Source organism: Epilithonimonas sp., from assembly GCF_056329745.1.
The window spans coordinates 1-25,814 of record NZ_JBWEYV010000015.1; the positions used below are offsets into that span (position 1 = coordinate 1).

At 38.7% G+C, this 25,814-nt stretch carries 25 protein-coding genes; 18 read left to right on the forward strand and 7 right to left on the reverse strand.

The features are described from left to right. Positions 1–419: 419 nt before the first annotated feature. Both AC00Y6_RS11125 and AC00Y6_RS11130 read left to right on the forward strand, forming a co-directional pair. On the forward strand, positions 420–1,316 hold the full coding sequence (locus AC00Y6_RS11125) for a cyanophycinase (RefSeq protein WP_474490684.1): 897 nt from the start codon (positions 420–422) through the stop codon (positions 1,314–1,316). Between the two features lie 96 nt (positions 1,317–1,412). Further along, entirely contained in the window at positions 1,413–2,255 is an 843-nt protein-coding gene (locus AC00Y6_RS11130) for an isoaspartyl peptidase/L-asparaginase (RefSeq protein WP_474490685.1), read from the forward strand. Positions 2,256–2,310: 55 nt separating this feature from the next. Here AC00Y6_RS11130 and AC00Y6_RS11135 read toward each other — a convergent pair whose 3' ends face one another. Together AC00Y6_RS11135 and AC00Y6_RS11140 are read right to left on the reverse strand one after the other, a co-directional pair. Beyond that, positions 2,311–3,294 (reverse strand): PLP-dependent cysteine synthase family protein, encoded by a 984-nt coding sequence (locus AC00Y6_RS11135; RefSeq protein WP_474490686.1) that lies wholly within the window; start codon positions 3,292–3,294, stop codon positions 2,311–2,313. A gap of 66 nt (positions 3,295–3,360) precedes the next feature. Beyond that, positions 3,361–4,590, reverse strand: a complete 1,230-nt coding sequence (locus tag AC00Y6_RS11140) for an ABC transporter permease (protein WP_474490687.1) — start codon at positions 4,588–4,590, stop codon at positions 3,361–3,363. Between the two features lie 4 nt (positions 4,591–4,594). Between AC00Y6_RS11140 and AC00Y6_RS11145 the strand changes: the two genes are divergently transcribed. Further along, entirely contained in the window at positions 4,595–5,791 is a 1,197-nt protein-coding gene (locus tag AC00Y6_RS11145) for an exo-beta-N-acetylmuramidase NamZ family protein (RefSeq protein WP_474490688.1), read from the forward strand. 58 nt (positions 5,792–5,849) lie between these two features. Here the strand turns inward: AC00Y6_RS11145 and dnaA are convergent, their stop codons facing one another. After that, positions 5,850–7,304 carry a chromosomal replication initiator protein DnaA gene (dnaA, locus tag AC00Y6_RS11150; RefSeq protein ID WP_474490689.1) on the reverse strand — a complete coding sequence of 485 codons (1,455 nt, stop codon included), beginning with the start codon at positions 7,302–7,304 and terminating at the stop codon, positions 5,850–5,852. Positions 7,305–7,439: 135 nt separating this feature from the next. Here dnaA and AC00Y6_RS11155 point away from each other — a divergent pair, with 135 nt between their 5' ends. From AC00Y6_RS11155 to AC00Y6_RS11205, 11 genes are all read left to right on the forward strand, one after another. After that, a complete protein-coding gene (locus AC00Y6_RS11155; RefSeq protein WP_474490690.1) occupies positions 7,440–7,850 on the forward strand; it encodes an acyl-CoA thioesterase in 411 nt (136 codons plus the stop codon). Between the two features lie 60 nt (positions 7,851–7,910). Beyond that, a complete protein-coding gene (locus AC00Y6_RS11160) occupies positions 7,911–8,432 on the forward strand; it encodes a hypothetical protein (protein ID WP_474490691.1) in 522 nt (173 codons plus the stop codon). Between the two features lie 214 nt (positions 8,433–8,646). Next, positions 8,647–9,768 carry an alpha/beta hydrolase gene (locus AC00Y6_RS11165; RefSeq protein ID WP_474490692.1) on the forward strand — a complete coding sequence of 374 codons (1,122 nt, stop codon included), beginning with the start codon at positions 8,647–8,649 and terminating at the stop codon, positions 9,766–9,768. A gap of 69 nt (positions 9,769–9,837) precedes the next feature. After that, positions 9,838–11,241, forward strand: coding sequence for a leucyl aminopeptidase family protein (locus AC00Y6_RS11170; protein WP_474490693.1), 1,404 nt, complete (start codon positions 9,838–9,840; stop codon positions 11,239–11,241). A gap of 66 nt (positions 11,242–11,307) precedes the next feature. Further along, entirely contained in the window at positions 11,308–12,513 is a 1,206-nt protein-coding gene (locus AC00Y6_RS11175) for an ATP-grasp domain-containing protein (protein WP_474490694.1), read from the forward strand. Next, on the forward strand, positions 12,443–13,309 hold the full coding sequence (locus AC00Y6_RS11180; RefSeq protein ID WP_474490695.1) for an alpha/beta hydrolase-fold protein: 867 nt from the start codon (positions 12,443–12,445) through the stop codon (positions 13,307–13,309). The genes AC00Y6_RS11175 and AC00Y6_RS11180 overlap by 71 nt, the downstream gene beginning before the upstream one ends. Positions 13,310–13,388: 79 nt before the next feature. Next, the gene (locus AC00Y6_RS11185; RefSeq protein WP_474490696.1) at positions 13,389–14,339 is read left to right on the forward strand and encodes an ATP-grasp domain-containing protein; all 951 of its coding nucleotides are present in this window, start codon (positions 13,389–13,391) and stop codon (positions 14,337–14,339) included. Positions 14,340–14,499: 160 nt separating this feature from the next. Beyond that, entirely contained in the window at positions 14,500–15,603 is a 1,104-nt protein-coding gene (locus AC00Y6_RS11190) for a carboxylate-amine ligase (RefSeq protein WP_474490697.1), read from the forward strand. 205 nt (positions 15,604–15,808) lie between these two features. Then, positions 15,809–16,645 carry a type 1 glutamine amidotransferase gene (locus AC00Y6_RS11195; RefSeq protein WP_474490698.1) on the forward strand — a complete coding sequence of 279 codons (837 nt, stop codon included), beginning with the start codon at positions 15,809–15,811 and terminating at the stop codon, positions 16,643–16,645. Between the two features lie 78 nt (positions 16,646–16,723). Then, positions 16,724–17,905 (forward strand): hypothetical protein, encoded by a 1,182-nt coding sequence (locus tag AC00Y6_RS11200; RefSeq protein ID WP_474490699.1) that lies wholly within the window; start codon positions 16,724–16,726, stop codon positions 17,903–17,905. A gap of 17 nt (positions 17,906–17,922) precedes the next feature. Then, positions 17,923–18,210 carry a hypothetical protein gene (locus tag AC00Y6_RS11205; protein ID WP_474490700.1) on the forward strand — a complete coding sequence of 96 codons (288 nt, stop codon included), beginning with the start codon at positions 17,923–17,925 and terminating at the stop codon, positions 18,208–18,210. Positions 18,211–18,220: 10 nt separating this feature from the next. Here AC00Y6_RS11205 and AC00Y6_RS11210 read toward each other — a convergent pair whose 3' ends face one another. Further along, on the reverse strand, positions 18,221–18,874 hold the full coding sequence (locus AC00Y6_RS11210; RefSeq protein WP_474490701.1) for an HAD family hydrolase: 654 nt from the start codon (positions 18,872–18,874) through the stop codon (positions 18,221–18,223). A gap of 256 nt (positions 18,875–19,130) precedes the next feature. Here AC00Y6_RS11210 and AC00Y6_RS11215 point away from each other — a divergent pair, with 256 nt between their 5' ends. From AC00Y6_RS11215 to AC00Y6_RS11225, 3 genes are all read left to right on the forward strand, one after another. Continuing rightward, the gene (locus AC00Y6_RS11215) at positions 19,131–19,871 is read left to right on the forward strand and encodes a helix-turn-helix domain-containing protein (RefSeq protein ID WP_474490702.1); all 741 of its coding nucleotides are present in this window, start codon (positions 19,131–19,133) and stop codon (positions 19,869–19,871) included. 72 nt (positions 19,872–19,943) lie between these two features. Beyond that, positions 19,944–21,107 (forward strand): hypothetical protein, encoded by a 1,164-nt coding sequence (locus AC00Y6_RS11220; protein ID WP_474490703.1) that lies wholly within the window; start codon positions 19,944–19,946, stop codon positions 21,105–21,107. Then, positions 21,097–21,924: a GLPGLI family protein gene (locus tag AC00Y6_RS11225; protein WP_474490704.1), complete on the forward strand. Its 828-nt coding sequence runs from the start codon at positions 21,097–21,099 to the stop codon at positions 21,922–21,924. The genes AC00Y6_RS11220 and AC00Y6_RS11225 overlap by 11 nt, the downstream gene beginning before the upstream one ends. 6 nt (positions 21,925–21,930) lie before the next feature. Here the strand turns inward: AC00Y6_RS11225 and AC00Y6_RS11230 are convergent, their stop codons facing one another. Next, positions 21,931–22,953 carry a WD40/YVTN/BNR-like repeat-containing protein gene (locus AC00Y6_RS11230; RefSeq protein ID WP_474490705.1) on the reverse strand — a complete coding sequence of 341 codons (1,023 nt, stop codon included), beginning with the start codon at positions 22,951–22,953 and terminating at the stop codon, positions 21,931–21,933. A 234-nt stretch (positions 22,954–23,187) separates the two neighbouring features. Continuing rightward, the gene (locus AC00Y6_RS11235; RefSeq protein WP_474490706.1) at positions 23,188–24,729 is read right to left on the reverse strand and encodes an APC family permease; all 1,542 of its coding nucleotides are present in this window, start codon (positions 24,727–24,729) and stop codon (positions 23,188–23,190) included. A gap of 184 nt (positions 24,730–24,913) precedes the next feature. Between AC00Y6_RS11235 and pnuC the strand changes: the two genes are divergently transcribed. Next, on the forward strand, positions 24,914–25,576 hold the full coding sequence (gene pnuC / locus AC00Y6_RS11240) for a nicotinamide riboside transporter PnuC (RefSeq protein WP_474490707.1): 663 nt from the start codon (positions 24,914–24,916) through the stop codon (positions 25,574–25,576). Here the strand turns inward: pnuC and AC00Y6_RS11245 are convergent. Continuing rightward, entirely contained in the window at positions 25,562–25,801 is a 240-nt protein-coding gene (locus AC00Y6_RS11245; RefSeq protein ID WP_474490708.1) for a hypothetical protein, read from the reverse strand. The genes pnuC and AC00Y6_RS11245 overlap by 15 nt on opposite strands. Positions 25,802–25,814: the final 13 nt, after the last annotated feature.

Below are 25,814 nucleotides of genomic sequence, written 5' to 3' on the forward strand. Positions count from 1 at the left end.
TTTTCTTTGTAGTAGAATTACGACAATTTTTAAAAAACTTAAAAAATAATGTTATCTCTATCGAGATGGTGATCTGCCTTACCGACCTTTATAGATTTTTTACAATTTTATCCTCCTTAATTTTTTAAATGGGATCATAATTCTTTTTTAATTTGACTTAACCGAATCAGATCATCGACAAAAGTGTTTGAAAATATAATACATTGTCAGTGCTAACAGCGAACATGCTTTGGAACAGCCTCCAATTTAAAAAATCATGAATAAGGCAAAAGTGAAGATTACAAGTCGGTAGAATCCCTATATCTATATTAGTTGATAAGTTATTTGAAAACTAAAAAAAAGCAAAATTTGATAATCAAAGACGTAATTTTTACCATTTCAGACGTTTTATTATATTATGATTTGCTATTTTTGTTAGCATGAAATCAAAAGGAAAACTAGTCATCATTGGTGGTGCTGTAAACAAAGGCAGCTTTACAGAAACCAGTTTTGACCAAAATGTTGAAAAAAACCTCAACTTTTTTGAAAGAGGTATCCTCAGAAAAATTATTGATGAGTCCAAACATCAGGAAAACTCTGTCATAGAAGTCATTACCACAGCTTCACAAATCCCTGATATTGTAGGTCCCGAATATAAAAAAGCTTTTGAATACTTAGGGATTAAAACCTGTAACATTCTTGATATCCAAAACCGCGAGCAGGCCAATAGCGATGCTATCGTAGCCCGTATCAATGCCGCAGACGTCGTGATGTTTACCGGTGGTGACCAACTTAGACTCACTTCTATTCTTGGTGGAACAAGATTTCATGATGCAATCCTTACCAAATACCAGAATGAAGACTTTATTTATGCCGGCACTTCCGCTGGGGCTGCAGCTGCTTCGGAGAACATGATCTATCAGGGATCAAGTTCTGAAGCTTTACTGAAAGGCGAAATTAAAACTACACAAGGACTAGGCTTTATAGAAAATGTAATTATTGACACGCATTTTGTTCAACGCGGCAGAATTGGCCGCCTATTTCAGGCAGTGGTGAACAACCCGAGAACCTTAGGTATAGGGTTGGGAGAAGACACCGGGCTTTTTATTGATGATGATAAAATGACGGCTATTGGTTCCGGCCTTGTGATTATTGTGGATGGCCTTCAGATCAAGGATACCAACCTTACCAACATCGAGTTGGGACAACCTATCTCTATCAAAAATATGATTGTCGATGTCCTCTCGATGAATGACACGTTTGACCTGAAAACAAGGGAAATGACAATTGTTAATTCCCAATACAACCCTATCCCTCATGTCAATTCTGAGGAATAAGGAATCCTCAGTTACACACGAATTTTTGTCTGAGGCTCTTAAAGAATGTCAGTCTGAGGTTCTCGAAAACCCCACAAAAACTAAAACTCCATCTTAATGAAAATAATCATCCATGGCGGATTTTTCTCAGAAAGCAGCCAAAGCCACGAAGTGAAATTAGCCAAACAGGAATCACTGAAAGCTATCACCCAAAAATCTTTTGAATTTTTGAAGGATCATTCGGCATTCGAAACAGTTGCTTACGCCGTTTCCCTCTTGGAGAATGATGAGCTATATAATGCCGGCATCGGATCTCAAATCCAAAGTGATGGCATTATCCGCATGAGTGCCGCTATTATGAATGGAGAAACCCAGAAGATGAGTGGTGTAATCAACATTCAGGATGTTAAAAACCCAATTTTTGTAGCGCAGTCTTTAATTAACGAGGACGACCGCATCCTGGGCGGCAATGGCGCCAATCAATACGCCAATCAGCACGGATTCGCAAATTTTTCCACAGAAACACCTCAGCGCAGGCAGGAGTATGAGGAAAAACTAAAAAGCGGTGGCAAAGGGACTGTGGGCGCCGTTGCACTGGACAAAAGCGGCAAGCTTGCTGTGGCCACCTCCACAGGAGGAAAAGGCTTTGAAATCCCAGGAAGAATCTCAGATTCGGCAACTGTAGCAGGCAATTATGCCAACCCATATTGTGCAGTAAGCTGTACAGGTGTAGGTGAAGATATCGTCAGCAATGCAACGGCGGCAAAAATTGTAACCCGCGTTACGGATGGGCTTTCCATAGAAAATGCCTTTGACAGGACGTTTGAAGAACTTAAAGACATTGATGGTTTTGCAGGTGCCATTGGCATAGACTCCGAGGGGAATATATTTCATCAGGATTCCTATCCTACGATGGTTTTTGCAAGCTTTGACGGTGAGGATTATGAAATCTTTGAGTAAAAATAAAAACGCTTTCTTAATAGAAAGCGTTTTTATTAATTTTATTGTTAAAAAATCACTCTAGCCAGCCTTGTTCGCGCATCCAGTCGTCGTTATAGATCTTCCCTACATAACGGGAACCGTGATCGTGAAGCAAAACAACAATCACGTCATCTTTTGTAAATTGGTCCTTCATCTGAACCAATGATGAGATGGCACTTCCTGCGGAATAACCACAGAAAATTCCTTCCTCTTTCGCAAGCCGCCTAGCGTAGATGGCTCCATCTTTATCAGTGACTTTCTCAAAATGATCGATCACGCTCATATCATAATTTTCGGGGATAATGTCTTCGCCAATACCTTCGGTAATATAAGTATAGGCATGGTCATAATGCAGTTCGCCTGTCTCATGAAACTCTTTCAGGATAGATCCGTAGGTATCCACACCAATGATTTTGATATTGGGATTTTTCTCTTTAAAAAATTTCCCACAACCAGTTACTGTACCGCCTGTCCCTGCTCCTGCTACAAAATGGGTTAGTTTTCCATCGGTTTGCTCCCAGATTTCTGGTGCTGTACTCTCGTAATGAGCCTGCCTGTTAGAGAGGTTATCATATTGGTTCACATACCATCCATTAGGCGTTTCATTGGCCAGTCTTTTGGAAACCGAATAATACGAACGTGGGTCGGTTGGCTTCACATCGGTTGGACAAACGATCACCTCGGCACCCACGGCACGGAGAATATCGCATTTTTCTTTGGACTGCTTGGAGTTGGTTACAAAAATACATTGATAACCCTTCTGGATTGCTACAAGCGCCAATCCCATCCCAGTGTTCCCAGAAGTCCCTTCGATAATAGTTCCGCCAGGTTTCAGCCTACCATCCGCTTCTGCATCCTCTATCATTTTAAGAGCCATTCGGTCCTTTACAGAATTTCCAGGATTAGTCGTTTCAACTTTAGCCAAAACCAAAGCCGGAAAATCCTCCCCTAATACCCTGTTTAGTTTTACCAAAGGTGTGTTGCCTATGGTTTCAACTATATTATTATAATATTTCATAACGTTTTATCATTAATTATTGATGAGGAATAAATACTCTACCGATCATCGTTTAGCACTTATATGTTAGCTGTACTTGATTGCTTTAAGTGGAGAAATTCTGCTAATCAGATAGCTAGGCAAGATCATGGCAATACCGGAAACAATAAAAATACCTACAGAAACCGCAACAATGTACAACGGATTAAGCTCTACAGGAACCGTGCTGATGAAATAATTTTCAGGATCCAGCTTGATGATGCCCGTGTATTTTTGAATCAGTAGTAATCCGATACCGATGATGTTTCCGGCCAAAAGACCAGGCACCATAATCAGCAACGTGTAATTGATAAAAATAGATCTGATCTGCGCATTAGACGCACCAAAGGTCTTAAGAAGGCCTATGGAATTGGTTCGCTCGATAATCAGGATAAGGAGCACCATGATGATGTTTATCACCACCACAATTAGCATAATGGCAATAATCAGTGATATATTTTGATTAAAAATGTTAACCCAATCTAGTATCTGAGGATATTTCTCCGTCACCTTTTCCGCATAATTTTTGTAACCAATATACTTTTCGATTTTAGGAAAAACAGAATTGATTTGACTGGTATCATCCAAGAAAATATCCAGGCCTCCCACTTCTTTCTCTCCCATGTTCATCACTTTTCTCACGTGGTTGATATCGCCAATCATGTAGAGGTCGTCAACCAGCTTGATGTCGGTTTTGTAGATCCCTTTAATCAGGAATTTTCTGTATATCGGTTTTTGGTCTTCCTTAGAAAAAATAGCAACAATACTATCATTGGCTTTTAGGGAAAGATCATTGGCAACCTTCTCAGATAGGATTACCTCATTATTATATCCATCTTCCTTATAATCCGGGATAGAACCTGCAATCATAAAAGGCTGAAAGCGCGTTTTATCAAAATCCTTGCCTACTCCCTTCAAGATAACGCCCGCAAAATCTTTGTCCGTCCGTAAAATCCCGCTGACCGAAGCATAAGACTGAAGTCCTGCCACACCGGAAATAGATTTCAACGCTTTTACATCCAAACCTTTGGTATCCAAAACGGAAGAATTATATGAAGAATTGGACCTTGTCGACTTTACAGAAATATCACCGCTAAAGTTGGAAATTCTATCCTCTATCGCCTTTTTGGAACCTAGACCTGTAGAAATGGTAATTAATGAAACAATGATGCCCAGCGCCACAGATAGCCTGCCGATGTAGACAATCACTTTGGAGAGATTATTTTTGTTATCTTTGGAAAACGCTATTTTTTTCGAGAAATATAACGGAAAATTCAAATCAATGATTTTAAACCTCAAAAGTAAAACTTTAGTTTTTATCCTGCTAATTTATTTTGGTACATTAACTTTTATTAAGTCCCAATCCTCTTGCAAAGACTGTTTTGCCGCTGCCGCTGACCGTCCAGAACTTTACTTGCCGCTTCTCAAAAACAAAAATGTAATTGTAGCCGCCAACCAAACCAGCTTGCTGAAAAACAAGACACATCTGGTAGATTTTTTGGTGGAAAATAATATTAAGATTAAATCCATTTTTGCTCCGGAACATGGTTTCCGTGGTATTGCTGATGCTGGCGAGCATGTTAAAAGCGGCAAGGACAGCAAAACAGGCCTTCCCATTGTTTCGCTGTATGGCGACAACAAAAAACCCAAAGCGGAATATCTTAAAGGTGCGGATGTGATATTGTTTGATATTCAGGATGTGGGTGTCAGGTTTTACACGTATATTTCTACTTTATCATATATCATGGAAGCCGCGGCAGAAAACCATGTGGAAGTGATCGTACTAGACAGGCCAAACCCCCATGACGGGTATACCGACGGCCCGGTGATGAAAAACGCATGGAAAAGCTTTATCGGCCTCCATAATGTTCCGGTTGTTTATGGCCTTACTATTGGCGAATATGGCAATATGGTGAACGGTGAAAAATGGATGAAAAGCGGTGCTACCGCAAAATATACCGTTATCCCAATGCTGAATTATCATAAAAAACAACGGTATGGTGTTTCCGGAAAACCTTCGCCCAACCTACCTAACGACAATGCTATTAATCTCTACCCCAGCTTATGTTTCTTTGAAGGGACACAGGTGTCCGTGGGACGTGGGACAAGTTTACCTTTCCAAATTTATGGATCACCATGGACTAAGGATTTACCGTATCAATTCACACCTCAGCCAACAGAAGGTGCCAAAGATCCTTTCCTGAACGGCAAATTATGCTATGGAGAAAACCTCAGCAAAAAAGATTATAACCTAAGGGAAATTGACCTTGGCTGGCTTCTAAAGGCTTATAAAAATTACAAAAATCCGGCACAAGATTTCTTCTTAAAAAATTTGTTTTTTGATAAACTTGCCGGCAGTGATGTTTTGAGAAAGCAGATCGTGGCCGGAAAAACAGCAAAAGAGATCAAGGAAAGCTGGAAGAATGACCTGGATCAATTTGAAAAAATAAGACAGAAATATGTGATCTATCCTAATTAAAATACAGGAATCTACAATAAAAAAAGGTGAATTTAAAATAAATTAAATTCACCTTTTTTTATTGAGCAATCTTTTCTTTAAGGTCCTTGATGTATTTCTTGAGTTCCTTATCAATTTTTGAAACATCGCGGATGGTGTCGCAGGCATACATTACCGTAGAGTGGTCTTTCCCTCCCATTTCTTCACCTATTTTAGTAAAGGTAGCATTCGTGTATTCTTTGGCAAAATACATAGCCAATTGTCTTGGTAGCGCAATTTCACGCTTTCTGGTTTTGGAAAGCAACTGTTCTCTTTTGATCCCAAAATAATCGCAAACAATCTCCTGAATGTACGGGATATTGATGGTTTTCTTTTGTGTCGTCGCCAGTTTATTGATGGTATCTTTTAACAGATCCAGACTAAAATCAGACTTATAAACCGTTGAGTAAGCAATCACGGCATTCACCACGCCAATCAGCTCACGCACACCATTGGTTTTGACTTCTGATGCCAAATAATCCAACATATCATCAGTCAATTCTATCCCGTCGCGGTTGAGTTTATCAACAATAATCTTTCTTCTGGTTTCAAAATTCGGGGATTTGATTTCCGCAGAAAGTCCCCATTTGAAACGGGAAATAATTCTTTCCTGCGTATCCAAAATATCTGCAGGCGCCTTATCAGACGTTAAGATAATCTGCTTGCCATTCTGGTGCAAGTAATCAAAAATATGGAAAAAACTATCCTGTGTTGCAGCTTTCCCAGACAAAAACTGGATATCATCGATAATCAAAACATCGATCATCTGATAATAATGCTGAAAATCGGTCTTGTTTTGGGATTTAGCGGCCTTCACAAAATCCTGAATGAATTTTTCCGAAGACTGATACAGTACCACTTTTTCAGGGTAAGACGCCTTGACTTCCAAACCAATAGCCTGAGCCAAGTGCGTTTTCCCAACGCCATAACCACCATAAACAAATAATGGGTTAAAAGCCGTAGAACCTGGTCTTTTGGCAATATTCTTTGCAACAGTGTAAGCAAATTTATTGCTCTCGCCTTCTACAAAATTGTCAAATGACTGATCTGCCTTCAGGTTAGAATCAATATTGACTTTTTTGATGCCCGGCACCACAAAAGGGTTCACATTGCTTTCTTTAGGGATAGGTCGTGCTTCCTGAATTTTAGGAGCCTGCGTAGAGATGCCTTTTACGTTGACCGTAATTGGTTTTTCTTTACCCGCAGGTTTATTCTCCATCACAGAGTACCATAACTTAACCCCTTTCCCGATATTTTTTTTGAGCGCAGCAGACAGCAAAGACAAATAATTGTCTTCTATATATTCTTTGTAAAAATCACTGGGTACAAGCAACGTGAGATTATTGTTCACCAAAGAGATTGGCTGAACTTTATCAAACAGTAAGTCAAAAGAGTTTTCTAACTTTTTGAGGTCTGTATTATCCTCCGCTGCGTTTAGATTGTCCCGCATAAATTGGAGACACCTATCCCAGATTAATACTAAATTTTCATTCATTTTTCTGCTGCTATTACCGGTAAGATTTTAGTTTTTTTAGAAGAAGACAAATATCTAATTATTAATCTTTATAAAAAAATTAATTCACTATTGATTATTTAAAAATATATTTGTATGACCTAAAAATAACGAAAAATGATACACACAAGTCACACATTACGAGTGCGTTACGGAGAAACCGACCCAATGAAATATGTCTATTACGGCAACTATGCAGAATATTTTGAAGTGGCAAGGGTTGAACTTTTCCGGGAGCTTGGGATGTCTTATGACGAGATAGAAAAGCGAGGCGTTTTCCTGCCCGTTTCCGAATATAAAATCAAATACCTGAAACCCGCTTTTTATGACGAAGTTTTAGAAATCCACACCCTTATCAAAAAAATACCAGGTGTCAAAATTGAGTTTGATTACGAAATCTATAACCAAGCCGGCACTAAGATTACCCAAGCTTCCACCACTTTGTTTTTTCTGACTTCGGACACCAATAAAATTATAAAATGCCCGAATTTCCTCATGGAATTAATAGAAAAAAATTGGAAAGACTGATTTTTGCTCAGAATTTGTATTGCAATTGTTTTAGCAATCAACTTTTACAAATTCTACAGCATGAAAAATATTGTACTCATCGCCTTCTTACTTAGTTTATGTTCGTGCGTACGGACCGATATGGATCTCAAAACGCTTCAAAATGTTATCAGTAAAAATTCTTTTACCAATAAATTAACTATTAATGATGAGATGGTTTTTTACCAGCCAAATGGCAAAAGGGATACCCGGTTTGAAAATTACCTACGCAAACATAACGTAATGACGATGATGTCTGGTGATTTTAACCACGATGGCGAGGAGGATTACCTGGCCAATGTTTCCAACAGTTATAACAGGACTTCTGCCGTGCCATCACAATATTTTCCCATTATTATTACATTGAAGAACGGCAAATATTTTATCTACAGGTTGGATCAATTCTACAACGCCAAATCGGTTGGCTCCAAAATACAGGTGAAAGACAAGGATTATATTCTATTGTTTTCAAAGGATTTGAAAAAAGACAATCAGGTGGTAAAAGACACCTTCACTTTTGCCCACAATAATATTATGATGTTTAACAAAGACTCTATCCAATAAACCATTACAAGCAAAGATCATTTGGCTCCCGATTAATTTGGGAGCTTTTTTTATATTGAAACACAACAATATTATTTCTATTTAATTCAACAAATTTCACATTAAGACTAATTTTAATTAATAAACTTAATTTTAAAAATAAAAATATTCAACAATCAGCTAATAATAAGATTAATTTTATAAATTTATACTTCATTATAGATTTTAAAAGAGAATGGAGTTTTTTCTGACATCAGAAGATAACGATGACCGGGAGGTTTATTTGACAGGAAATTTTAACCAGTGGAATCCCAAAGATCCCAAATACAAACTGGAACAGCTGGATCATAAGCATTATTACATCCATATTCCTGATGAAAAACTGGCAGATCATATCGAATATAAATTCACAAAAGGTGGCTGGGAAAATGTCGAGATTGATCAATACGACAACATCACGCCCAACAGAAAAACCAACAAAGAGAAGAAGAAAACCCAGGATAGAGTTGAGAAATGGAGACTAAATTGGGGACCATTTAAGAAAGAATTTTTCCCGATTGTGGAACTGGTAGATGATGATTTTTATATTCCTCAGTTGGATAAAACCAGGCGCGTATGGGCACTTTTGCCCTATGATTACTATGAATCTGAGAAATCATACCCTGTGCTTTATCTTCAGGATGCGCAGAATTTGTTTAATGAAGGTTCTGAATTTGGAAACTGGGAAATTGATAAAAAACTCGCTTTGCTGGCAGAATATGGCCGTGGCGATCTGATTGTAATTGCGGTGGAACACGGCGAAGATGACCGAATTAAGGAATATATATTTGATAACGAGGATGTCACCAAAAATGCGGAAGGCAAAAAGTATTTGAGGTTTATAACAGATACATTAAAACCCTGGATTGACAAACATTACAGGACCAAAAAAGACCGGGAAAATACAGGAATCGGGGGAAGCTCTTTGGGCGGTTTAATCAGTATTTATGGGGGATTTCTTTACCCGGAAGTTTACTCCAAACTGTTGATTTTTTCGCCGTCACTTTGGGTAGAACCAGAAAATGATTTCCCAATGATTAGCTTTACAAACCCTTACAAAATCAAGGTTTATTTGTACGGCGGTAGGCTGGAAGGATCCCGGATGGTGGGCAGGATCAGGTTATTTGAAAAGTCTTTGAAAAAACTGACCACACAAAATTTATTTGATTTTGAAGTCAGGACACATATCAATGACAAAGGCACACATCAGGAATTTTTTTGGTCGCAGGAATTCCCCAGAGCTGTAGAATGGCTTTATATAGACAGCAAGGAAAGCCCTGTTAAAATCAAAAATGAATCAGAAGATAATTTAAATTAATAGCTTCAGGCTTTAGCCCAAGCAAAAATTAAAATTTGTATTTGGCTAAAGCCAAAACTTAAAAAGGTTATGATAAAAATTTACAATAAAAAAGAAACAACAAAACAAAATATCTTCCTGTTCAGCGAAGAAGATTGGCAGCAGGAAAAAGCCAAATACCCAAACATTGACGTTTTCTTCAATGGCAAAAAGAATGAAGTTTTCATTACCACAACTGCTGATGACATCAGTTTTTTTATAGGCATTGGGAAAGATGCAAAAGGATTTGAAATACAGGACATCGCTAACAAATTTGCGAATGATTACAAAAAGAACATCCAGCCTGTTGCTACAACAGTTGTTTCAAAATTAGGATTTGATTTAACCGAAGATTTTGTAAAAGGCCTTTACCTGGGGACTTACCTCTACCCATTCGAGAAATCGCATCCTTTTTGGCAGGAGAATTTTGAACTTCATTTTGAAACAATTTCTCAGGAAGAAACGCAACATTTAGCCTTAAAAACAGAAGCTCTTTGCAACGGACAATTTGCGGGAATGGAATGGCTGAACAAACCAGCCAATCACAAAAAGGTTTCTCAAATCTCAGAATTTCTGAAATCCACTGCAGAAAAATATGATTTAAAGTATAAAGTCTTCAATAGAGAAGAATCTATAAAAGAAGGTTTGGGCGCATTTGTAGCAGTCAATCAGGGGAGTTCTCAGGAAGCTGCATTCACAATCCTGGAATACAATTGCGGCAAAGACAACGCAAAAACATTTGGATTGGTGGGAAAATGCGTATTGTTTGACACAGGCGGCATCTCCATCAAATCAGCAGACAATATGCACTATATGAAAAGTGATATGGGCGGCGCAAGCGCAGTTATCGGCGCATTGATTACGGCTGCGGAACTTAAACTTCCGGTCAATATTATAGCCATCCTGCCCATCACGGACAACGCCGTTTCAGAAAAAGCTTATCTGCCAAGTGATGTGGTAACCGCTTACAACGGAAAAAACATCGAAGTCCTCAATACCGATGCAGAAGGCAGAATGACGCTCGCAGACGGGCTTTCTTACCTGTCTAAAAATTATAAAACCGATGTTCTGATAGATTTGGCAACATTGACGGGAAGTTCGGTGAGGATGTTTGGTTACACTTGTGGTGCTTATTTTTCCAACAATGATGACTTGAAAAAGAAACTGGAAACCTCGGCTGATAAAACCAATCAACGACTTTGGAACCTTCCGCTTTGGGACATTTGGAAAGAGGATTTCACTTCGGATGTGGCAGATTTTAAGAACATCTCGATGAAGCCGTTTGGGGATTGCATTATTGCTGGGAAGTTTCTGGAACAATTTATAGAAGGCCATCAAAAATGGGCGCATCTGGATATTGCAGGCGTGGCATTTGGCAATGTTGGTTATGCCAAAGACAAAGCGGCAACAGGCTATGGCGTTCAGCTATTACTTGATTTAATTGAAAACTATTAAATAAAACTAATCATAAGAACATCAGGCTTCGGGCTTCCGACATCTGACCTCCGAAAAAAATAAAATATGGAAAAAACGATTGTCTGCATCTCTTGCTATTACAAAGGTTACGACTTTATGGACGAGTGTAAAAAACTCGGGAACAAAGTCATTTTGATCACTTCGGAAAACCTCAAGGAAAAACCTTGGCCTTGGCACGCCATAGACGAGATTTATTATATGCCGGAGCTGGAACCATCGGTTTGGAACCTGGATCATCTCGTTCAGGGATTTGCTTATCTGATGAAGAGCCATCAGATAGATGCTGTCATTGCTTTGGATGACTATGATGTTGAAAAAGCCGCAATGATCCGCGAAACGTATCGCATCCCTGGGATGGGACAGACAACGCACCGCTATTTCCGCGACAAACTAGCCATGCGCCAGCAGGCCAAGGATAACGGCATTTCTGTCCCTCAGTTTTCCTCGATTTTTAATGATGCAAAACTGCATCGGTTTACGCAGGAAGTTCCCGGGCCTTGGGTTCTGAAACCACGTTCCGAAGCTTCTGCAAACGGAATCAAAAAAATCAATTCTGTAGAAGAGCTTTGGCCGGCGGTTGAAAACCTTGGCGATGAGCGCTACAAGTTCCTTTTGGAAGCCTTCAAACCTGGCGACGTTTATCACGTGGATTGTTTGGTTTATAATAAAGAAATCGTGTTTTCCTGCTTTTCAAAATACCTTTCGCCACCAATGAAGGTCTCCCACGAAGGCGGTGTTTTTCGTACCAAAACGCTGGACAAAAGTTCGGAAGAAGCACAAGGTTTGGAGAAAATCAACCGCGAAGTATTGTCAAAATTCGGGATTCAAAACGGTGCTACACACAGCGAATATATCCGCGGAACAGACGGCACCTATTACTTTTTGGAAACCTCTTCCCGAGTGGGTGGCGCGCACATCCCCGATATGGTGGAAGCCGCAACCGGTGTCAATATCTGGCGGGAATGGGCAAAACTGGAAAATGCACTCTTGGATTCGGAGAACTATACCGTCACCGAAACCCTTCATCTTTTCGGCGGTCTGATTGTCGCTTTGGCCAAAGAACAGCATCCTGACACCGGCGCTTTGCAATGTGAAGAGGTGGTAAAATTCCTGCCTATCGATTATCATATTAGCATCGTTTACCAATCTGACAGTCCCGAAAAAATACAACAGAGACTGGATGAAGCCGCGCAGATTGTCACAGATCAGATTCTTAACATCCTGCCACCAAAAGAAAAACCTACCAGTTAATCTGGCGCTTCGAAAGCCTCAACCAGACAACGGTCGTAAAAAAATCATTTATCAATTATCATCTATCACTTATAAAAACTCTATGCCTCAGATTACCCATACAGATTATTACTCACACATCCTTGGGATGAGCCTTCCCGTGGAGGTTACAGGACATTTCGGTTATCCGATTATTATGTTCCCGACTTCGCAGGGTTCTTATACCCAGAATGCAGATTTCCATCTCAACGGAAGCATCTCTCAATTCACCAACAATGGAATTTTGAAATTATTCAATGTTCAGACGATTGATAAATTCAGTTTTTATGACAAAGGGATTTCGCCTTATGAAAGAATCAGGAATTATGAAATGTATGTCCAATTTTTGGTTCAGGAGTTTATCCCTTACATCCAAAGAACGCACAACACACATCGTGTAGCTGTTGCCGGAGCCAGTTTTGGAGGTTATCACGCTGCCAATTTCGCGTTCAGGTTTCCAGATTTGGTTTCCCACCTTTTCTGCTTGTCGGGAGCCTTTTCCATCAGAAATTTTATGGATGAATATGATGATCAGCTGATTTATTTCAATTGCCCGGACGAATTTGTGAAGAATGATGCAGCCTGGCGATACAAACATATGCACATTGTCCTGAGCACTTCGGATGGCGATATCTGCCTGGGACCAACCAGAAAAATGGCAGGAATTCTTACCGAAAAAGGAATTAATCACTGGTATGATGAAGCCAAATGGATCAGCCACGACTGGCCACTTTGGCGAATGGAATTCCCTAAATATATCGGCAGATTTTTTGGGTAGCCTTAAAATTTACATTAACAAGACAAACATACAACTTCGGATTTCGGACATCCGTTTTCCGATCTAAAAACAAAAAATTATGGCAAAAAAAATTGGAATTTTATTCGGGATGGAAGATACTTTTCCTTGGGCTTTTATCGATAGGGTCAACGAACTCGGGAAAGGCGAATATATCGCAGAACCAGTCACTATAGACAAGCTGGAACAGGGAGCAGATTACGGTTACGCCGTGATCATTGATAGGATTTCTCAGGATGTGCCTTTCTACAGGGCGTATCTCAAAAATGCGGCAGTCAACGGCACTTACGTCATCAACAACCCGTTCTGGTGGAGTGCCGATGAAAAATTTTTCAACAATGCGCTGATGTCCAAAATCGGGATTCCGTTACCGAAAACCGTTTTGCTGCCATCGCATGAGAGACCGACCAATACTTCGGAAACATCGTTCAGAAATCTAAAATTCCCGCACGATTGGGAGTATATTTTTAATTACATCGGTTTTCCTGCCTATATGAAACCGCACGATGGCGGCGGCTGGCGCAATGTTTACCGTGTGGAAAGTCCTGAGGATCTTTGGGCGAAACACGCTGAAACCGAGCAGTTGGTAATGATGGTTCAGGAAGAAATTGTGTTCGAGGATTATTACAGGGTCTATTGCCTGGGCAGAAAGTATGTCCACATTATGCCTTATGAGCCGAGAAACCCGCATCACCTCAGATATGCAACCACGCATCAAACAGAAGGCAAAGAGCTGGAAAAACTGCTAAAAACCATTACAGATTACACCATCAAAATGAATGAAGCTTTGGGCTACGATTTCAATACGGTGGAATTTGCAGTGCGTGACGGCATCCCTTACGCCATAGATTTTTGTAATCCGGCACCGGATGCCGACAGGAACTCGGTAGGGGAAGAGAACTTCCAATGGATTGTGGAACACGCTGCAAAACTCGCCATTGAAAAAGCAAAAACCTACAAACCCGGGAAAATTAACATCGAATGGGGAACATTTGTAACCAACAAACTGTAATTTTTTTGGGCAGCTAATCCGTCCTCCGTTCCCGCTATTTTTTTGCCAATCATTTTCCAAGCAAAAAAAATGAGCTCCACTCAGGCCGGGCTGCATGCCATTCGCTGTTGCAAAACGTGTAAAACTAACGACTACTAACTTAACTAACACAAGAAAAAAAATGCATAAATTCACCATAGGCGTGGAAGAAGAATACCAGATTATCGATGCCGAAAGCCGCGATCTGGTTTCCCACGTTTCCAAAATCATCGAAGGCGGAAAAGCCGTGCTCAGTGAAAACCTGAAGCACGAGATGCACGAATCCGTTGTGGAAATGGAAACAGGTATCTGCGAAAATATCCAGCAGGCTCGCCAGGAACTGACAGACCTCAGAAGAAAACTTGTTAAAATAGCCCACGAGCAAGGCCTTCGTGTTTCCGGTGGCGGCACACATCCTTTCTCGCATTGGAAAGACAACATCATTACAAAAGATGCCCGCTATGACAAAATCGTGAGCGATATGGGCGATGTGGCAAGATCGAACTTGATTTTCGGATTGCACGTCCACATCGGGATTCCGGATCGTGAAGAAGGGATTAGGATTCAAAATGTGATGCGGTATTTTCTGCCACACGTTTACGCCTTGTCTACCAATTCGCCATTTTGGGTGGGGCGTTTGACAGGATTTAAATCTTACCGGCAGGAGGTTTTTGCCAAATTCCCGAGAACGGGATTGCCAAGTTATTTCAGCAGCGTGGCAGAATTTGATGCCTATGTCAACCTGATGGTGAAAACAGGAACCATTGATAATGCCAAAAAAATATGGTGGGATTTGCGCGTGCACCCCTTCTACCCGACTATCGAATTCAGGATTTGTGATATGCCGATGACCATTGACGAGACGGTTTGCCTGGCTGCCATCATGCAGTCTCTGGTAGCAAAAATATACAAAATGCATCAGCAAAACACCAGCTACAGAAGCTACCGAAGACTTCTTCTGACAGAGAACAAATGGCGCGCTTCCAAAGATGGTATCGATGCAGATTTGATTGATTTTGGAAAAGAAACCAGCGTTCCTTACCGCGACCTTCTGGAAGAACTGTTGGCATTTATCGATGATGTGGTGGATGACCTTGGTTGCAGAAAAGAAGTAGAATATGCGCGCGAAATCTGCAAGATGGGAACCGGCGCAGACCGGCAGCTCAAGGTTTTTAAAGAAAGCGGCGGCGACCTGAAAAAAGTGGTGGATTATATGATCTATGAAACTGAAAAAGGACTTTTGTAACTACCCAAGCAGAATTGTTTTGAATGGCACGCAATAGGGATGGAAGTGGTTATCCTTTTTTTGCGGCTGCAGCCCCGTGAGAAAAAAAAGATATGAACGGACAGCCCGACCCGAGCTGCTGCAATGCAAGGGAGAGGGGATTGCCCAAAATATCACAAAAAATTGCTCCGTTTTAAAATTCTTAATTTTGTAAAAAATAATGTTTATGAATAAAAATGATGTAAGAATTGCACTTTTGGATATGAATAACAACCATCCGAACCAAGGGATGAGAAATATCAAGGAACTCGCAAAAACATTTCAGGAAGCGTCTGAGTTTGCAGTTTCGGTAGATATTTTTGATGTTCGTTATAAAAATGAGATGCCAAATATGGCAGATTATGACATCTATATTTCTTCGGGCGGGCCGGGAAATCCGCACCGTGAAGGCTATGTATGGGAACAGAAATATTCTGATTTTTTAACTCAGGTCTGGGAACATAACCAACATAGTGAGCAGAAAAAGTTTGCGTTTTTGGTTTGCCATTCTTTCCAGTTGGCGGTGATCCACTTTGGGATTGCCAATGTTTGCAAGCGCAAATCCTACTCTTTTGGCGTAATGCCAATCCATAAATCCGAAGACGGCGAGCAGGAATTCTTGTTTAAAAACCTACCAGACCCTTTCTACGCGGTAGATTCGAGAGCTTATCAATGTATTGAGCCGAATCAGGAAAAATTGGATGAGCTGGGAATGAAAATCGTGGCGCTGGAAAAAATCCGTCCAACAATACACTTGGAAAGAGCGCTGATGGCGGTTCGTTTTTCGGATGAGATTTTTGGTACACAATTCCACCCCGAGGCAGATCCTGTAGGATTTATTAAAAACCTGGAAGATCCAAAAAATAAGGAAGCCATGATAGAAACATTTGGGATGGAAAAATACCTGGAAACAATTGACAGGATGGACGACGATGACAAAATTGTACTCACAAGGGCACAAATTATCCCAAGGTTCTTGCAATCTGCTGCAGAACAAATTACTGAAAACTTAGTATTCGGTTAATTTTCTCGTACAATGTAAGATGTACAATGTATTTTGTACTTTTTACTTGATACATTCATACATTTTACAATTAAAACTATGATTCCAAAATACAGGGCACAATTCAACAAAGAATTTTCGGCAGAGAAATATCAACAGGTTAAAGATCTTGCCAATCAAAATTGTGGTCAGGAGGCTGGCTTTCGTATTTCGGAAAGTCCTATTTTCCTGACAAAGGATTTTTGGGAAAAACTGGATGACGCCTCCTCTTCTATTATTTCACAAATCAAAAAAATGCCCAATGAAGAGCTCGAAAAAGCCATTCCGGCTAGCTGCAACGTCCCCAATGATACGGAAAAACCTCATTTTATAGCGATTGATTTTGGAATCTGCCAAGATGAGAAAGGCGACATCATCCCGCAACTGATAGAGCTGCAGGCCTTCCCAAGTTTGTTTGGTTTTCAGAAATTGTTTGAAGATATTTTGATTGACGTTTACCCTTTTCTTGAAGAATTGAAAAACTCATTGCCCAAGGAAGATTATGTCCAAAAGCTGAAAGAAGTTATTGTAGGAAACGAAAATCCTGAAAACGTTATCCTTCTGGAAATCTACCCCGAAAAACAAAAAACGGCAGTTGATTTTGCAGTTACCGAGCAATATTTAGGAATCAAAACGGTTTGCCTGACCAAAATAAAAAAGGAAGGAAAACAATTGTTTTATGAAAATGACGGCAAATTGGTTCCTATCAAACGGATCTACAACCGGGTGATTTTTGATGAACTGGATAAGATCGAAGGCCTTGAAACGGAATTTGATTTCCGGGATGATGTGGATGTTGAATGGATTACGCACCCGAACTGGTTTTTCAAAATTTCAAAATATATTTTGCCGAAACTGAAACACGAATTTGTCCCAAAAAGTTATTTTTTATCAGAATTTCCTGAGAATGAACCTTTGGAACATTTTGTCCTGAAGCCTCTTTTTTCCTTTGCGGGCAGCGGGGTGAACCTGAATCCGACGCAGGAAATCATCAACGAAATTGAGGATAAAGGCAATTATATAATGCAACGAAAAGTGGATTATGCACCGGTTTTTAAAGATATCAACGGTGAATTTTCAAAAGCAGAAATCCGCTTGCTTTTTGCCTGGAACCCGAAGGAAGAAAACCCGGAACTCCTTGTGAATCTTGTGAGAATGACCAAAGCCGCTATGGTAAACGTGGATTTTAACAAGAAAGACGCGATCTGGATCGGGAGTTCTATGGTATTTTTTGAAAAATAATTATTAATCTGATAGCTATGAAAATTTTAAAACTTTTTCTGCTTTTCGCATTCTTTTCTCAAATTTGCTCTGCCCAACAGACTTTACCATTGGACAGCCTAGCAAAAAACCAGATTAACCTAAAGCAGAACCTTCAAATGATCCAACAGCAACTGGCTTTATCGGGCAATCAAAAGACAGAGGCCAATAAAAAATTTCGTTTTACATTGGGCAAAGAAAATAAAGGTCTTTACAGGGACAATTTTACCAATAAACTGTATTACCAAAATGGTTTTGGTAGAACTAAAGTTAATACTAATCAGTAAAACAAAAAATTTACAAGTCTGAAATTTTTGCAGGATCCAATTCGTCAAAATGGTGAATTACCAGATCTGCTAATTCATAATTTTGATTTTTGCTGTTCGCGCTTTTGTAACCGATGCAGAAGATTCCTGCAGCATTAGCAGCCTGGATGCCGTTTGTACTGTCTTCTATAATGATACAATTGGATTTCTCATTCCCTGATAATCTCTGCGCTTCTATAAAAATCGCAGGATCCGGTTTGGACTGTGGAAAATCCTCACCACTAACTAAATGTGAAAAGTACGGAAATAGATTAAAGCGTCTGAAAACCCTGTTAATTGTAGATTTTGCGGCAGATGAGGCCAATATCAATTGAAAATCAGCATCGTGAAGATTCTTTATCAAAACTTCTACACCATCCAAAAGCTGCAGTGCCGGATCTGCATCAAAAAGCCCATAAAAAATCTGTCTTTTTCTCTGGATCAGCGCTTCTGTATCTGTATTAATCCCAAAAATTTCTTTTACCATTTGATAAACATTCCGGGTAGATTTGCCGGTGAATTGAGAGAACAAATTGGCATCGACCTCTGCGCCCAACTCGTTAAAATGCTGATAATAAGCTTTTTTATGAAGCGGTTCTGTATCCACAATCACGCCGTCCATATCAAAAATGACTGTATTTTTCATCCTCAAAATTCTATCTTTCAGGTTTCTATAATTTGCTGCAAAAGTAAGGATTCTAGAATTGCTGACTATAATCTAAAAAAATTTATCGAATAAGATACCTGATTCTAACTATAAATTAACATTTTGAAATTGAACTTTAATATTTTATTATAACATTACAATGATGTTGCAAAGTACTTTTACAGAACTTATGCATGTTGATTTTTACAAACCTAAATCAGAAATTTTATCTCAATATATAGAAGGTTTTTATTTTATGAATAAAAACCAAGTCTACCCTTTTCAATATTTTACATTCCCAAACAACTTTTGTATTCTTAGCCTAATTAAAAACGCTATTTTGGAGATCGGCGACAATGAAGTTGTCATAAAAAAATCTGAAAGCGCTAATCAAATTTCCAGTCTCACTTATCGTTACAAAACACAGCTAAAAATCAATTATAAAGAGCCAGTTGAAGAGCTTACCATCTATTTTAAACCTAATGCAATTAATCATTTTGTAGAAGGCATGATTAATTTTTACATCCCAGAATCGATGAAATCGTTCGAGCCTTATAATGATTTTAAAGAACAGTTTTTTGAAATTTTTGAAATCACAGAAAGACCTTTACAAGTTAACTCCTTGGAAAATCTGCTTTTATCAAAATTTAATGAGAAAAAAGATGTGCTGATCGAAAACCTGTTGATGGATATCGAAAGTGATCTAAGTATCGAAAAAATTGCCGAGAAAAACGGAATTTCGAGACAGTATCTCAATCAATATTTTAAAATAAAAACGGGGAAATCGCCTTCGGAGTTTAGAAAAATATCAAGATTCCGAAAGCTTCTTGAGAATTACAAAACCACAGAAAAAAGCCTGACAGAAATCTCTTATGATCATCTTTTCTTTGATCAGTCCCATTTTATCAAAGATTTTAAAACTATTACAAAGCTAAGCCCTAAGGAGTTTCTCACGAGAACGGATCTTCATCAAGATAATATCTGGCTTATTATTTAACATTTTTTTGTTTACATTTTTACAATTGGGAGGCTTTCAAAAAACCTATTTTTGCATAATAAGCTCCATAAAATGAAAAAACTAATACTTCTTTTTTTACAGTGTCCGCTCATCCTATTTAGTCAAGAAAAATTACAGATTTTGGATTCGGAAACATCAAAACCAATCTCAACTGCCAGAATTATCTCCGGACAAAATGTCTACTATCCCAACGAGGAAGGTTTTATCCAATTACCTGACAATTCATCTAATCTGGCTATTTCGGCTTTCGGATACGTCACCCAAAATGTAAAATACTCACCAGTTATAAAGCTCCGGCCGAAATATCAAGATATTGATGAAGTTAAGATAACCTCCATTGATGTAACCAAAATACTCAAAAAAGTTTCCAAGGCGTATGAGGATGTGTATTACAGCAAGCCTCAACTTTATGATATTACCTTCAGCCAGCGCTCTTTTGAGAATAATAATATGAAACTGCTAATGATTGCAGATGGAAAATTCTGGAGCAAAGATGGTATGTACAATGCCAAGGAAGCTTACAATAACAAATACAACAACTTTTTGCAGATAGATATCGAACATTTGCGTTATCTGAAGTCGGAACGTTTCGAAAACCCCATCAAAACAAAAAAGCAGGATATGTCGCATGATAACATAGGCGATATGTTTTTCAGTTACGAAATTTTTCGGACACTGCGACTCGCCACTAATAAGCATGTTAAAACAAGTGGTAAACTTTTGTCTGAAAGTGGTGATGAGCAGGACATTTCTTTTATGGTAAAAACGGATACAAATATGGTTTACAAAGGTTATATCCTTTACAATAAGAAGGACAATGCCATCACGCATTTTGAATTGGATTTTACCCAAAGTTCTTCCAAACCATATCAACTAAAAGATGAAAACGGATTGGATTACCAGAAACAGCTTGGTGACGGTGTTATAATGTTTGATTTTTATAAAAATGGGGAAAAATATGTTCCGTCAAAAATATCGGTATTGGGATATGGTTTTAAAACAATCGTAGGTGACAAAACTTATGAGTACCGTTCTGCGAGGGACATTATATTTAAAAATTTTAAGGAAACAGGTAAAACCGGACTTCCTAATCCTGTTGAAATTAATAATGCTTTTTGGACAAAACTGAATATAAGTGACGATAAAGGGGAAACGCTGCTAACCAAAGAAGAACGGGATTTCATTAATGAAAAACAGAATAAAAATGAAGACTAATTTTATCATTTTTCTATTGCTACTTGGCAGTTTCACACAAGCTCAAAACTACCGTTACATCTATGATGTGATTTATAAAAAAGATTCTACTTCTGAGATGATGACCAAAGAGAATTATAATCTTGACATTGATAAAGATGAAATACTCTATTACACACGCGATTATTTTATTGCCGACTCTTTAATCAATAATAATATTCCTTTTCCTAACAATTCAAAACTAAATACTTCCAATATCCTAAGGCACAAGCCTGGAAGCAATGATTTTGAAGATTACGATCTCTTGGAAAATACAATTCTAAAATTACAGACCAAAGACTCACAATTGTGGAAACTTACCGACGAAAAAAAACAAATCAATCAACTGAAAGTTCAAAAAGCTACAAGCCATTGGGGTGGCAGAAACTGGACAGCATGGTTTTGTGAGGAGTTACCTTTTCAGGAAGGTCCATACAAATTCCGGGGACTTCCGGGATTAATTGTTGAATTATATGATGACAAAGGCAACTACCGTTTTGAGTTGGTCAAATCTGAGAAAATAAACACCTCTGATGAAAACCAGTTTATTGCAGCAGCAAAACAAATGGGAACTCCCGTGACTTGGGAAAAGTACAAATCTTCTAAACTCAAATATTACGAATCTCCCGTAAACTTTATCAAAAACGCAATTGGAAGCTCTCAGAACTCCGAATTTTTTCTCAACGATGGCACTGTTGTCAATTCAGTCAATGCAAGAGATATCAATGCCAGCCTGCGGAATGTCATCAAAAAATATAATAACCCGATAGAACTCAATCGGATGATTAATTATCCTTAAACATAATTACTCAAAACTCATTCTTACGATTTTATCTTTTCCGGCCAGAATTAATGTATTTTTATCCAGCCACTCGCACGCGTAGAGATTTTTTTCATCGGAGATTTTGGTCCAGGTTTTTCCGTAATCCGAAGAGAGACTGATATGCTGGTCTCCCAATGCCACAATATCTTTACCCTTAGTTTTTGGACGGAATTTGACACAGGTCATATAACCGGCATTTTGTCCGCTTGCCTGGATTTGCCATGTTTTGCCGCCATCGTTGGTTGTCGCAATATTATTGACATTATCGGATTGTTTGGTATAATCGCCGCCGACAGCGATACCCAAGTTTTGATCATAAAAATCGATGGAATAAATACCTTGCGAAGATGTTCCCTGAACAAATGGCGTTTCGAAAACTTGCCAATGGCAATCTTTATTTTTCATCTTGTAAATTCTGGATTTTGTACCTCCTGTCGCGATCCAGATTATATTACCAACAGATGCAATATTTGTATTACTGGCGGCAAAAGCGGCTTCACCTTTTTCTAGATAAGGGAAATCTTTGCAATCATTGCAATGAACCCATTTTGAGCCGCCATCTCTTGTCTGGGAGATATTCAGTCGTTGATTAGCAGATGGATCACTAAATGCTATTGCAAAACTATGATCTGTAAATTTCAACGCATCATAAAAAGCAGTAGTATCACCATCTATGTATATTATCTTGTAATCAAAAGACTTGCTATCTATCTTAAAAAAATTGGCGGGACTTTCTATATTGATGGTGTAAAAATACTTTTTGTTCTGTGCCAGCGTTCTAAACTGCAATTTTTTATCAGAAAGTTGTATTTGTCTTTTGTCAGTTTTATCATTAAGATTTACATATCCGAATTTGGAATCCGTTCCTGCATACCAAACTTTCCCTTCCCAAAGCTGGATTGCCCGGATGCTGATTTTATCGGTAAATAATGTATCTATTGTGAATTTCTGACACTGAAGGGATATTGAAATAATTGTGAAGATAAGTAGTATTAATTTTTTCATTTTATAAAAATAAAGAAAGTTTCTCTACATTAATGATTATTGACAAAATATTGATTAGTTGATCAACCGCCTAGCCCCGATAGCAGCGGCATCCTTTTTTGAGTGAGGCGGCGGAGCGCAGCGGAGCCGACCGAGCGAAAAAAAGATACAGCAGATAGCGGGAATTGCTCCAAAACAATCGATGCAGTCCAACAACTGAAAAAAAAAATTCCGCAAAGATTGCGGAATTTTATATTATTGTTTGTTATCGATATCTATATCAACATCTTCTAATGGCTCTTGTTCTGCCTTGAAGGTTTCACCATAGCCACCATTTCGGAGTTTTGAATTCCTCCTGCTATACAGGAAATAAACCACAAAACCTATCGCCAACCAACTCAAAGAATACATTTGCGCCTCTTTGCTTAATTTATAGATCAAATACAAATTAATGGAAATACCTAGTATTGCGATAAGCGGCAGTGCTGGCACCCGGAAATTTCTCTGAAGTTGTGGCTCTTTAATTCGCAAAACCCAAACGGCCACGCAAACCATCGTAAAAGCAAATAATGTCCCGAAGCTGGTCATATGCGCCAGGTCGTTAATTGGTGTAAATGAGGCTACAACAGAAATTATAAATCCTAGTATAATTAAGTTTTTGGCCGGTACACCTGTAACAGGATTTACTTTGGAGAAGGTAGGTGGGATTAGCCCATCTTTTGACATTCCCAAAAAAATCCTGGATTGTCCCATAATCATTACCATCAAAACTGAGATCAATCCCACTGTAGCTGCTACTGTGATAATATAACCGGCCCAAGCTTGTCCTGCTATATCAAATGCATAAGCCACAGGTGCTTTGATCGCATCGGGATATTTGCCTAAAGGGTTAAAATCTGTGTAGTGCATCATTCCGGTAAGGACCAAAGAAACAAGTATATATAATAAAGTACAAACAACCAAAGAAGCTATAATAGCAAACGGCACATCTTTTTTAGGATTAATAGCTTCCCCAGCTTGCGTGGAAACAGCGTCAAAGCCTACATAAGCAAAGAATATAGCTGCTGCACCGGCTACTACACCAGAGAAACCATAAGCCGAATGGCTCACCCCGTTTTCCGTAATTGTTGTAGGCTCCGGAATAAATGGGTGCCAGTTCTCTGTATTGATGAAAAATAGTCCGGCAATTATAACAAAGATAATAGCGGAAACCTTTAGCATTACTATAAAATTGTTGGCCTTTGCAGCTCCCTTTGTTCCACGAAGCAAAATACCTATAACCACCCAAACAATAAAAAACGCTGGCAGATTCATAGAAAACCCACTGTTTCCTGCTGCAAGATATGTTTGCGGATCGGTCGTAAGCCAGTCGGGAAGGTGGATATGAAACATTTTAAGAAGTTTGGCAAAATACCCCGACCAGGAAACAGCTACTGTCATAGAGCCCATGGCATACTCCAATACAAGTCCCCAACCTATTATCCAAGCAAAGATTTCACCTACGGTACCATAGGCGTAAGCGTAAGCAGAACCTTCTACAGGTAGTATAGATGCAAACTCAGCATAACATAATGCTGCAAAAACGCAAGCAATACCAGCAATAACGAAGGAAAGCGCTAAAGCAGGCCCGGCATTATAATATGCCCCCGTACCCGTTAAAACAAAAATACCACCTCCAATGATGGCACCAATTCCTATGGCTGTTAAGCTCCACTTTCCTAAAACACGTTTTAACTGGCTCTTTTTAATGTCCGCTTCATAAGCTTCCATCGGTTTTTTAATCCAAATATTCGACATAACTCAATTTTTTGATTATTACCCCTGGATTAGCAAGGGTTTTCTTCCTATATATTTATTTTGATTTACGAAAGTATTAAAAAAATGCTTTCCTTAACTTTTTTTAACTAACTAATTTTAGTTATCTGTATTAATTATGGATACCAGTAGATATTTATATGCTTTTATAATTATCTTTGACCACATGAATTTTTTAGAAAGTATTGCGGCACAATATAGGTCATACGATACCTATCTGATTGTTTTAGAAATTATCGCCGTTTTTTTTGGAATGGCAAGTGTTTATTGCTCCATCAGAAAAAACATATGGGTTTACCCGACAGGCATTATTTCCACAGTTCTTTTTATTTACATTATGTTTGTATTTGGGCTTTTGGGCGACATGCTCATCAACGTTTATTATACCGTAATGAGTATCTACGGATGGATTCTCTGGTCAAAGCATTCTAATGACCATATACATGTAGAGGTGAAAAAGGCCAGTCAAAAGGAATGGAAAACAGGCATCATACTATTTATAGGAAGTTTAATATTTGTTGGATTGGTTTATTATTTCAAGCCATTTATAGACAATAGGTTTTCAATGAACGGTGTAAAATTGGGCCTGTATCATCTTGATTGGGCCAATTACACCGACATATTCACCACATCCCTGTTCCTTGTGGGAATGTATTTTATGGCCAAACGAAACCTCGAAAACTGGCTATTCTGGATTGTCGCAGATATGATATGCGTGCCCATGATGTTTTACAAAGGATTAGCATTCACAGGATTGCAATATTTCGTCTTTACGGTAATGGCCATTATAGGCTATCTGGAATGGAAGAAAAACTTAGTTAAGGCCTGATAATTTTTCCGAATATTCTTTGGCAAAAAGCAATTTATCTTCCTGCAATTTGTCGACGGTTGCAGGTAAAACATAATGGAAAATGTATTGATTGTCGTCATTCAAAAAGACAATTTCTTTCTCTTCGCCATCAATCATCTGTGCAAAAATATCCCACATAGACTGGTCTTTGGCCTTTAACAATTCAAAAAAATCAGTTGCTTTTATCGTAATATTTTTACTCATCCTTTTTTATTTA

Bases quoted from the DNA above. Each gene is read 5' to 3' on its own strand.
- AC00Y6_RS11125 (WP_474490684.1), top strand. From the start codon at position 420: ATGAAATCAAAAGGAAAACTAGTCATCATTGGTGGTGCTGTAAACAAA.
- AC00Y6_RS11130 (WP_474490685.1), top strand. From the start codon at position 1,413: ATGAAAATAATCATCCATGGCGGATTTTTCTCAGAAAGCAGCCAAAGC.
- AC00Y6_RS11135 (WP_474490686.1), bottom strand. From the start codon at position 3,294: ATGAAATATTATAATAATATAGTTGAAACCATAGGCAACACACCTTTG.
- AC00Y6_RS11145 (WP_474490688.1), top strand. From the start codon at position 4,595: ATGATTTTAAACCTCAAAAGTAAAACTTTAGTTTTTATCCTGCTAATT.
- dnaA (WP_474490689.1), bottom strand. From the start codon at position 7,304: ATGAATGAAAATTTAGTATTAATCTGGGATAGGTGTCTCCAATTTATG.
- AC00Y6_RS11155 (WP_474490690.1), top strand. From the start codon at position 7,440: ATGATACACACAAGTCACACATTACGAGTGCGTTACGGAGAAACCGAC.
- AC00Y6_RS11160 (WP_474490691.1), top strand. From the start codon at position 7,911: ATGAAAAATATTGTACTCATCGCCTTCTTACTTAGTTTATGTTCGTGC.
- AC00Y6_RS11165 (WP_474490692.1), top strand. From the start codon at position 8,647: ATGGAGTTTTTTCTGACATCAGAAGATAACGATGACCGGGAGGTTTAT.
- AC00Y6_RS11170 (WP_474490693.1), top strand. From the start codon at position 9,838: ATGATAAAAATTTACAATAAAAAAGAAACAACAAAACAAAATATCTTC.
- AC00Y6_RS11175 (WP_474490694.1), top strand. From the start codon at position 11,308: ATGGAAAAAACGATTGTCTGCATCTCTTGCTATTACAAAGGTTACGAC.
- AC00Y6_RS11180 (WP_474490695.1), top strand. From the start codon at position 12,443: ATGAAGCCGCGCAGATTGTCACAGATCAGATTCTTAACATCCTGCCAC.
- AC00Y6_RS11185 (WP_474490696.1), top strand. From the start codon at position 13,389: ATGGCAAAAAAAATTGGAATTTTATTCGGGATGGAAGATACTTTTCCT.
- AC00Y6_RS11190 (WP_474490697.1), top strand. From the start codon at position 14,500: ATGCATAAATTCACCATAGGCGTGGAAGAAGAATACCAGATTATCGAT.
- AC00Y6_RS11195 (WP_474490698.1), top strand. From the start codon at position 15,809: ATGAATAAAAATGATGTAAGAATTGCACTTTTGGATATGAATAACAAC.
- AC00Y6_RS11200 (WP_474490699.1), top strand. From the start codon at position 16,724: ATGATTCCAAAATACAGGGCACAATTCAACAAAGAATTTTCGGCAGAG.
- AC00Y6_RS11205 (WP_474490700.1), top strand. From the start codon at position 17,923: ATGAAAATTTTAAAACTTTTTCTGCTTTTCGCATTCTTTTCTCAAATT.
- AC00Y6_RS11210 (WP_474490701.1), bottom strand. From the start codon at position 18,874: ATGAAAAATACAGTCATTTTTGATATGGACGGCGTGATTGTGGATACA.
- AC00Y6_RS11215 (WP_474490702.1), top strand. From the start codon at position 19,131: ATGAATAAAAACCAAGTCTACCCTTTTCAATATTTTACATTCCCAAAC.
- AC00Y6_RS11220 (WP_474490703.1), top strand. From the start codon at position 19,944: ATGAAAAAACTAATACTTCTTTTTTTACAGTGTCCGCTCATCCTATTT.
- AC00Y6_RS11225 (WP_474490704.1), top strand. From the start codon at position 21,097: ATGAAGACTAATTTTATCATTTTTCTATTGCTACTTGGCAGTTTCACA.
- AC00Y6_RS11230 (WP_474490705.1), bottom strand. From the start codon at position 22,953: ATGAAAAAATTAATACTACTTATCTTCACAATTATTTCAATATCCCTT.
- AC00Y6_RS11235 (WP_474490706.1), bottom strand. From the start codon at position 24,729: ATGTCGAATATTTGGATTAAAAAACCGATGGAAGCTTATGAAGCGGAC.
- pnuC (WP_474490707.1), top strand. From the start codon at position 24,914: ATGAATTTTTTAGAAAGTATTGCGGCACAATATAGGTCATACGATACC.
- AC00Y6_RS11245 (WP_474490708.1), bottom strand. From the start codon at position 25,801: ATGAGTAAAAATATTACGATAAAAGCAACTGATTTTTTTGAATTGTTA.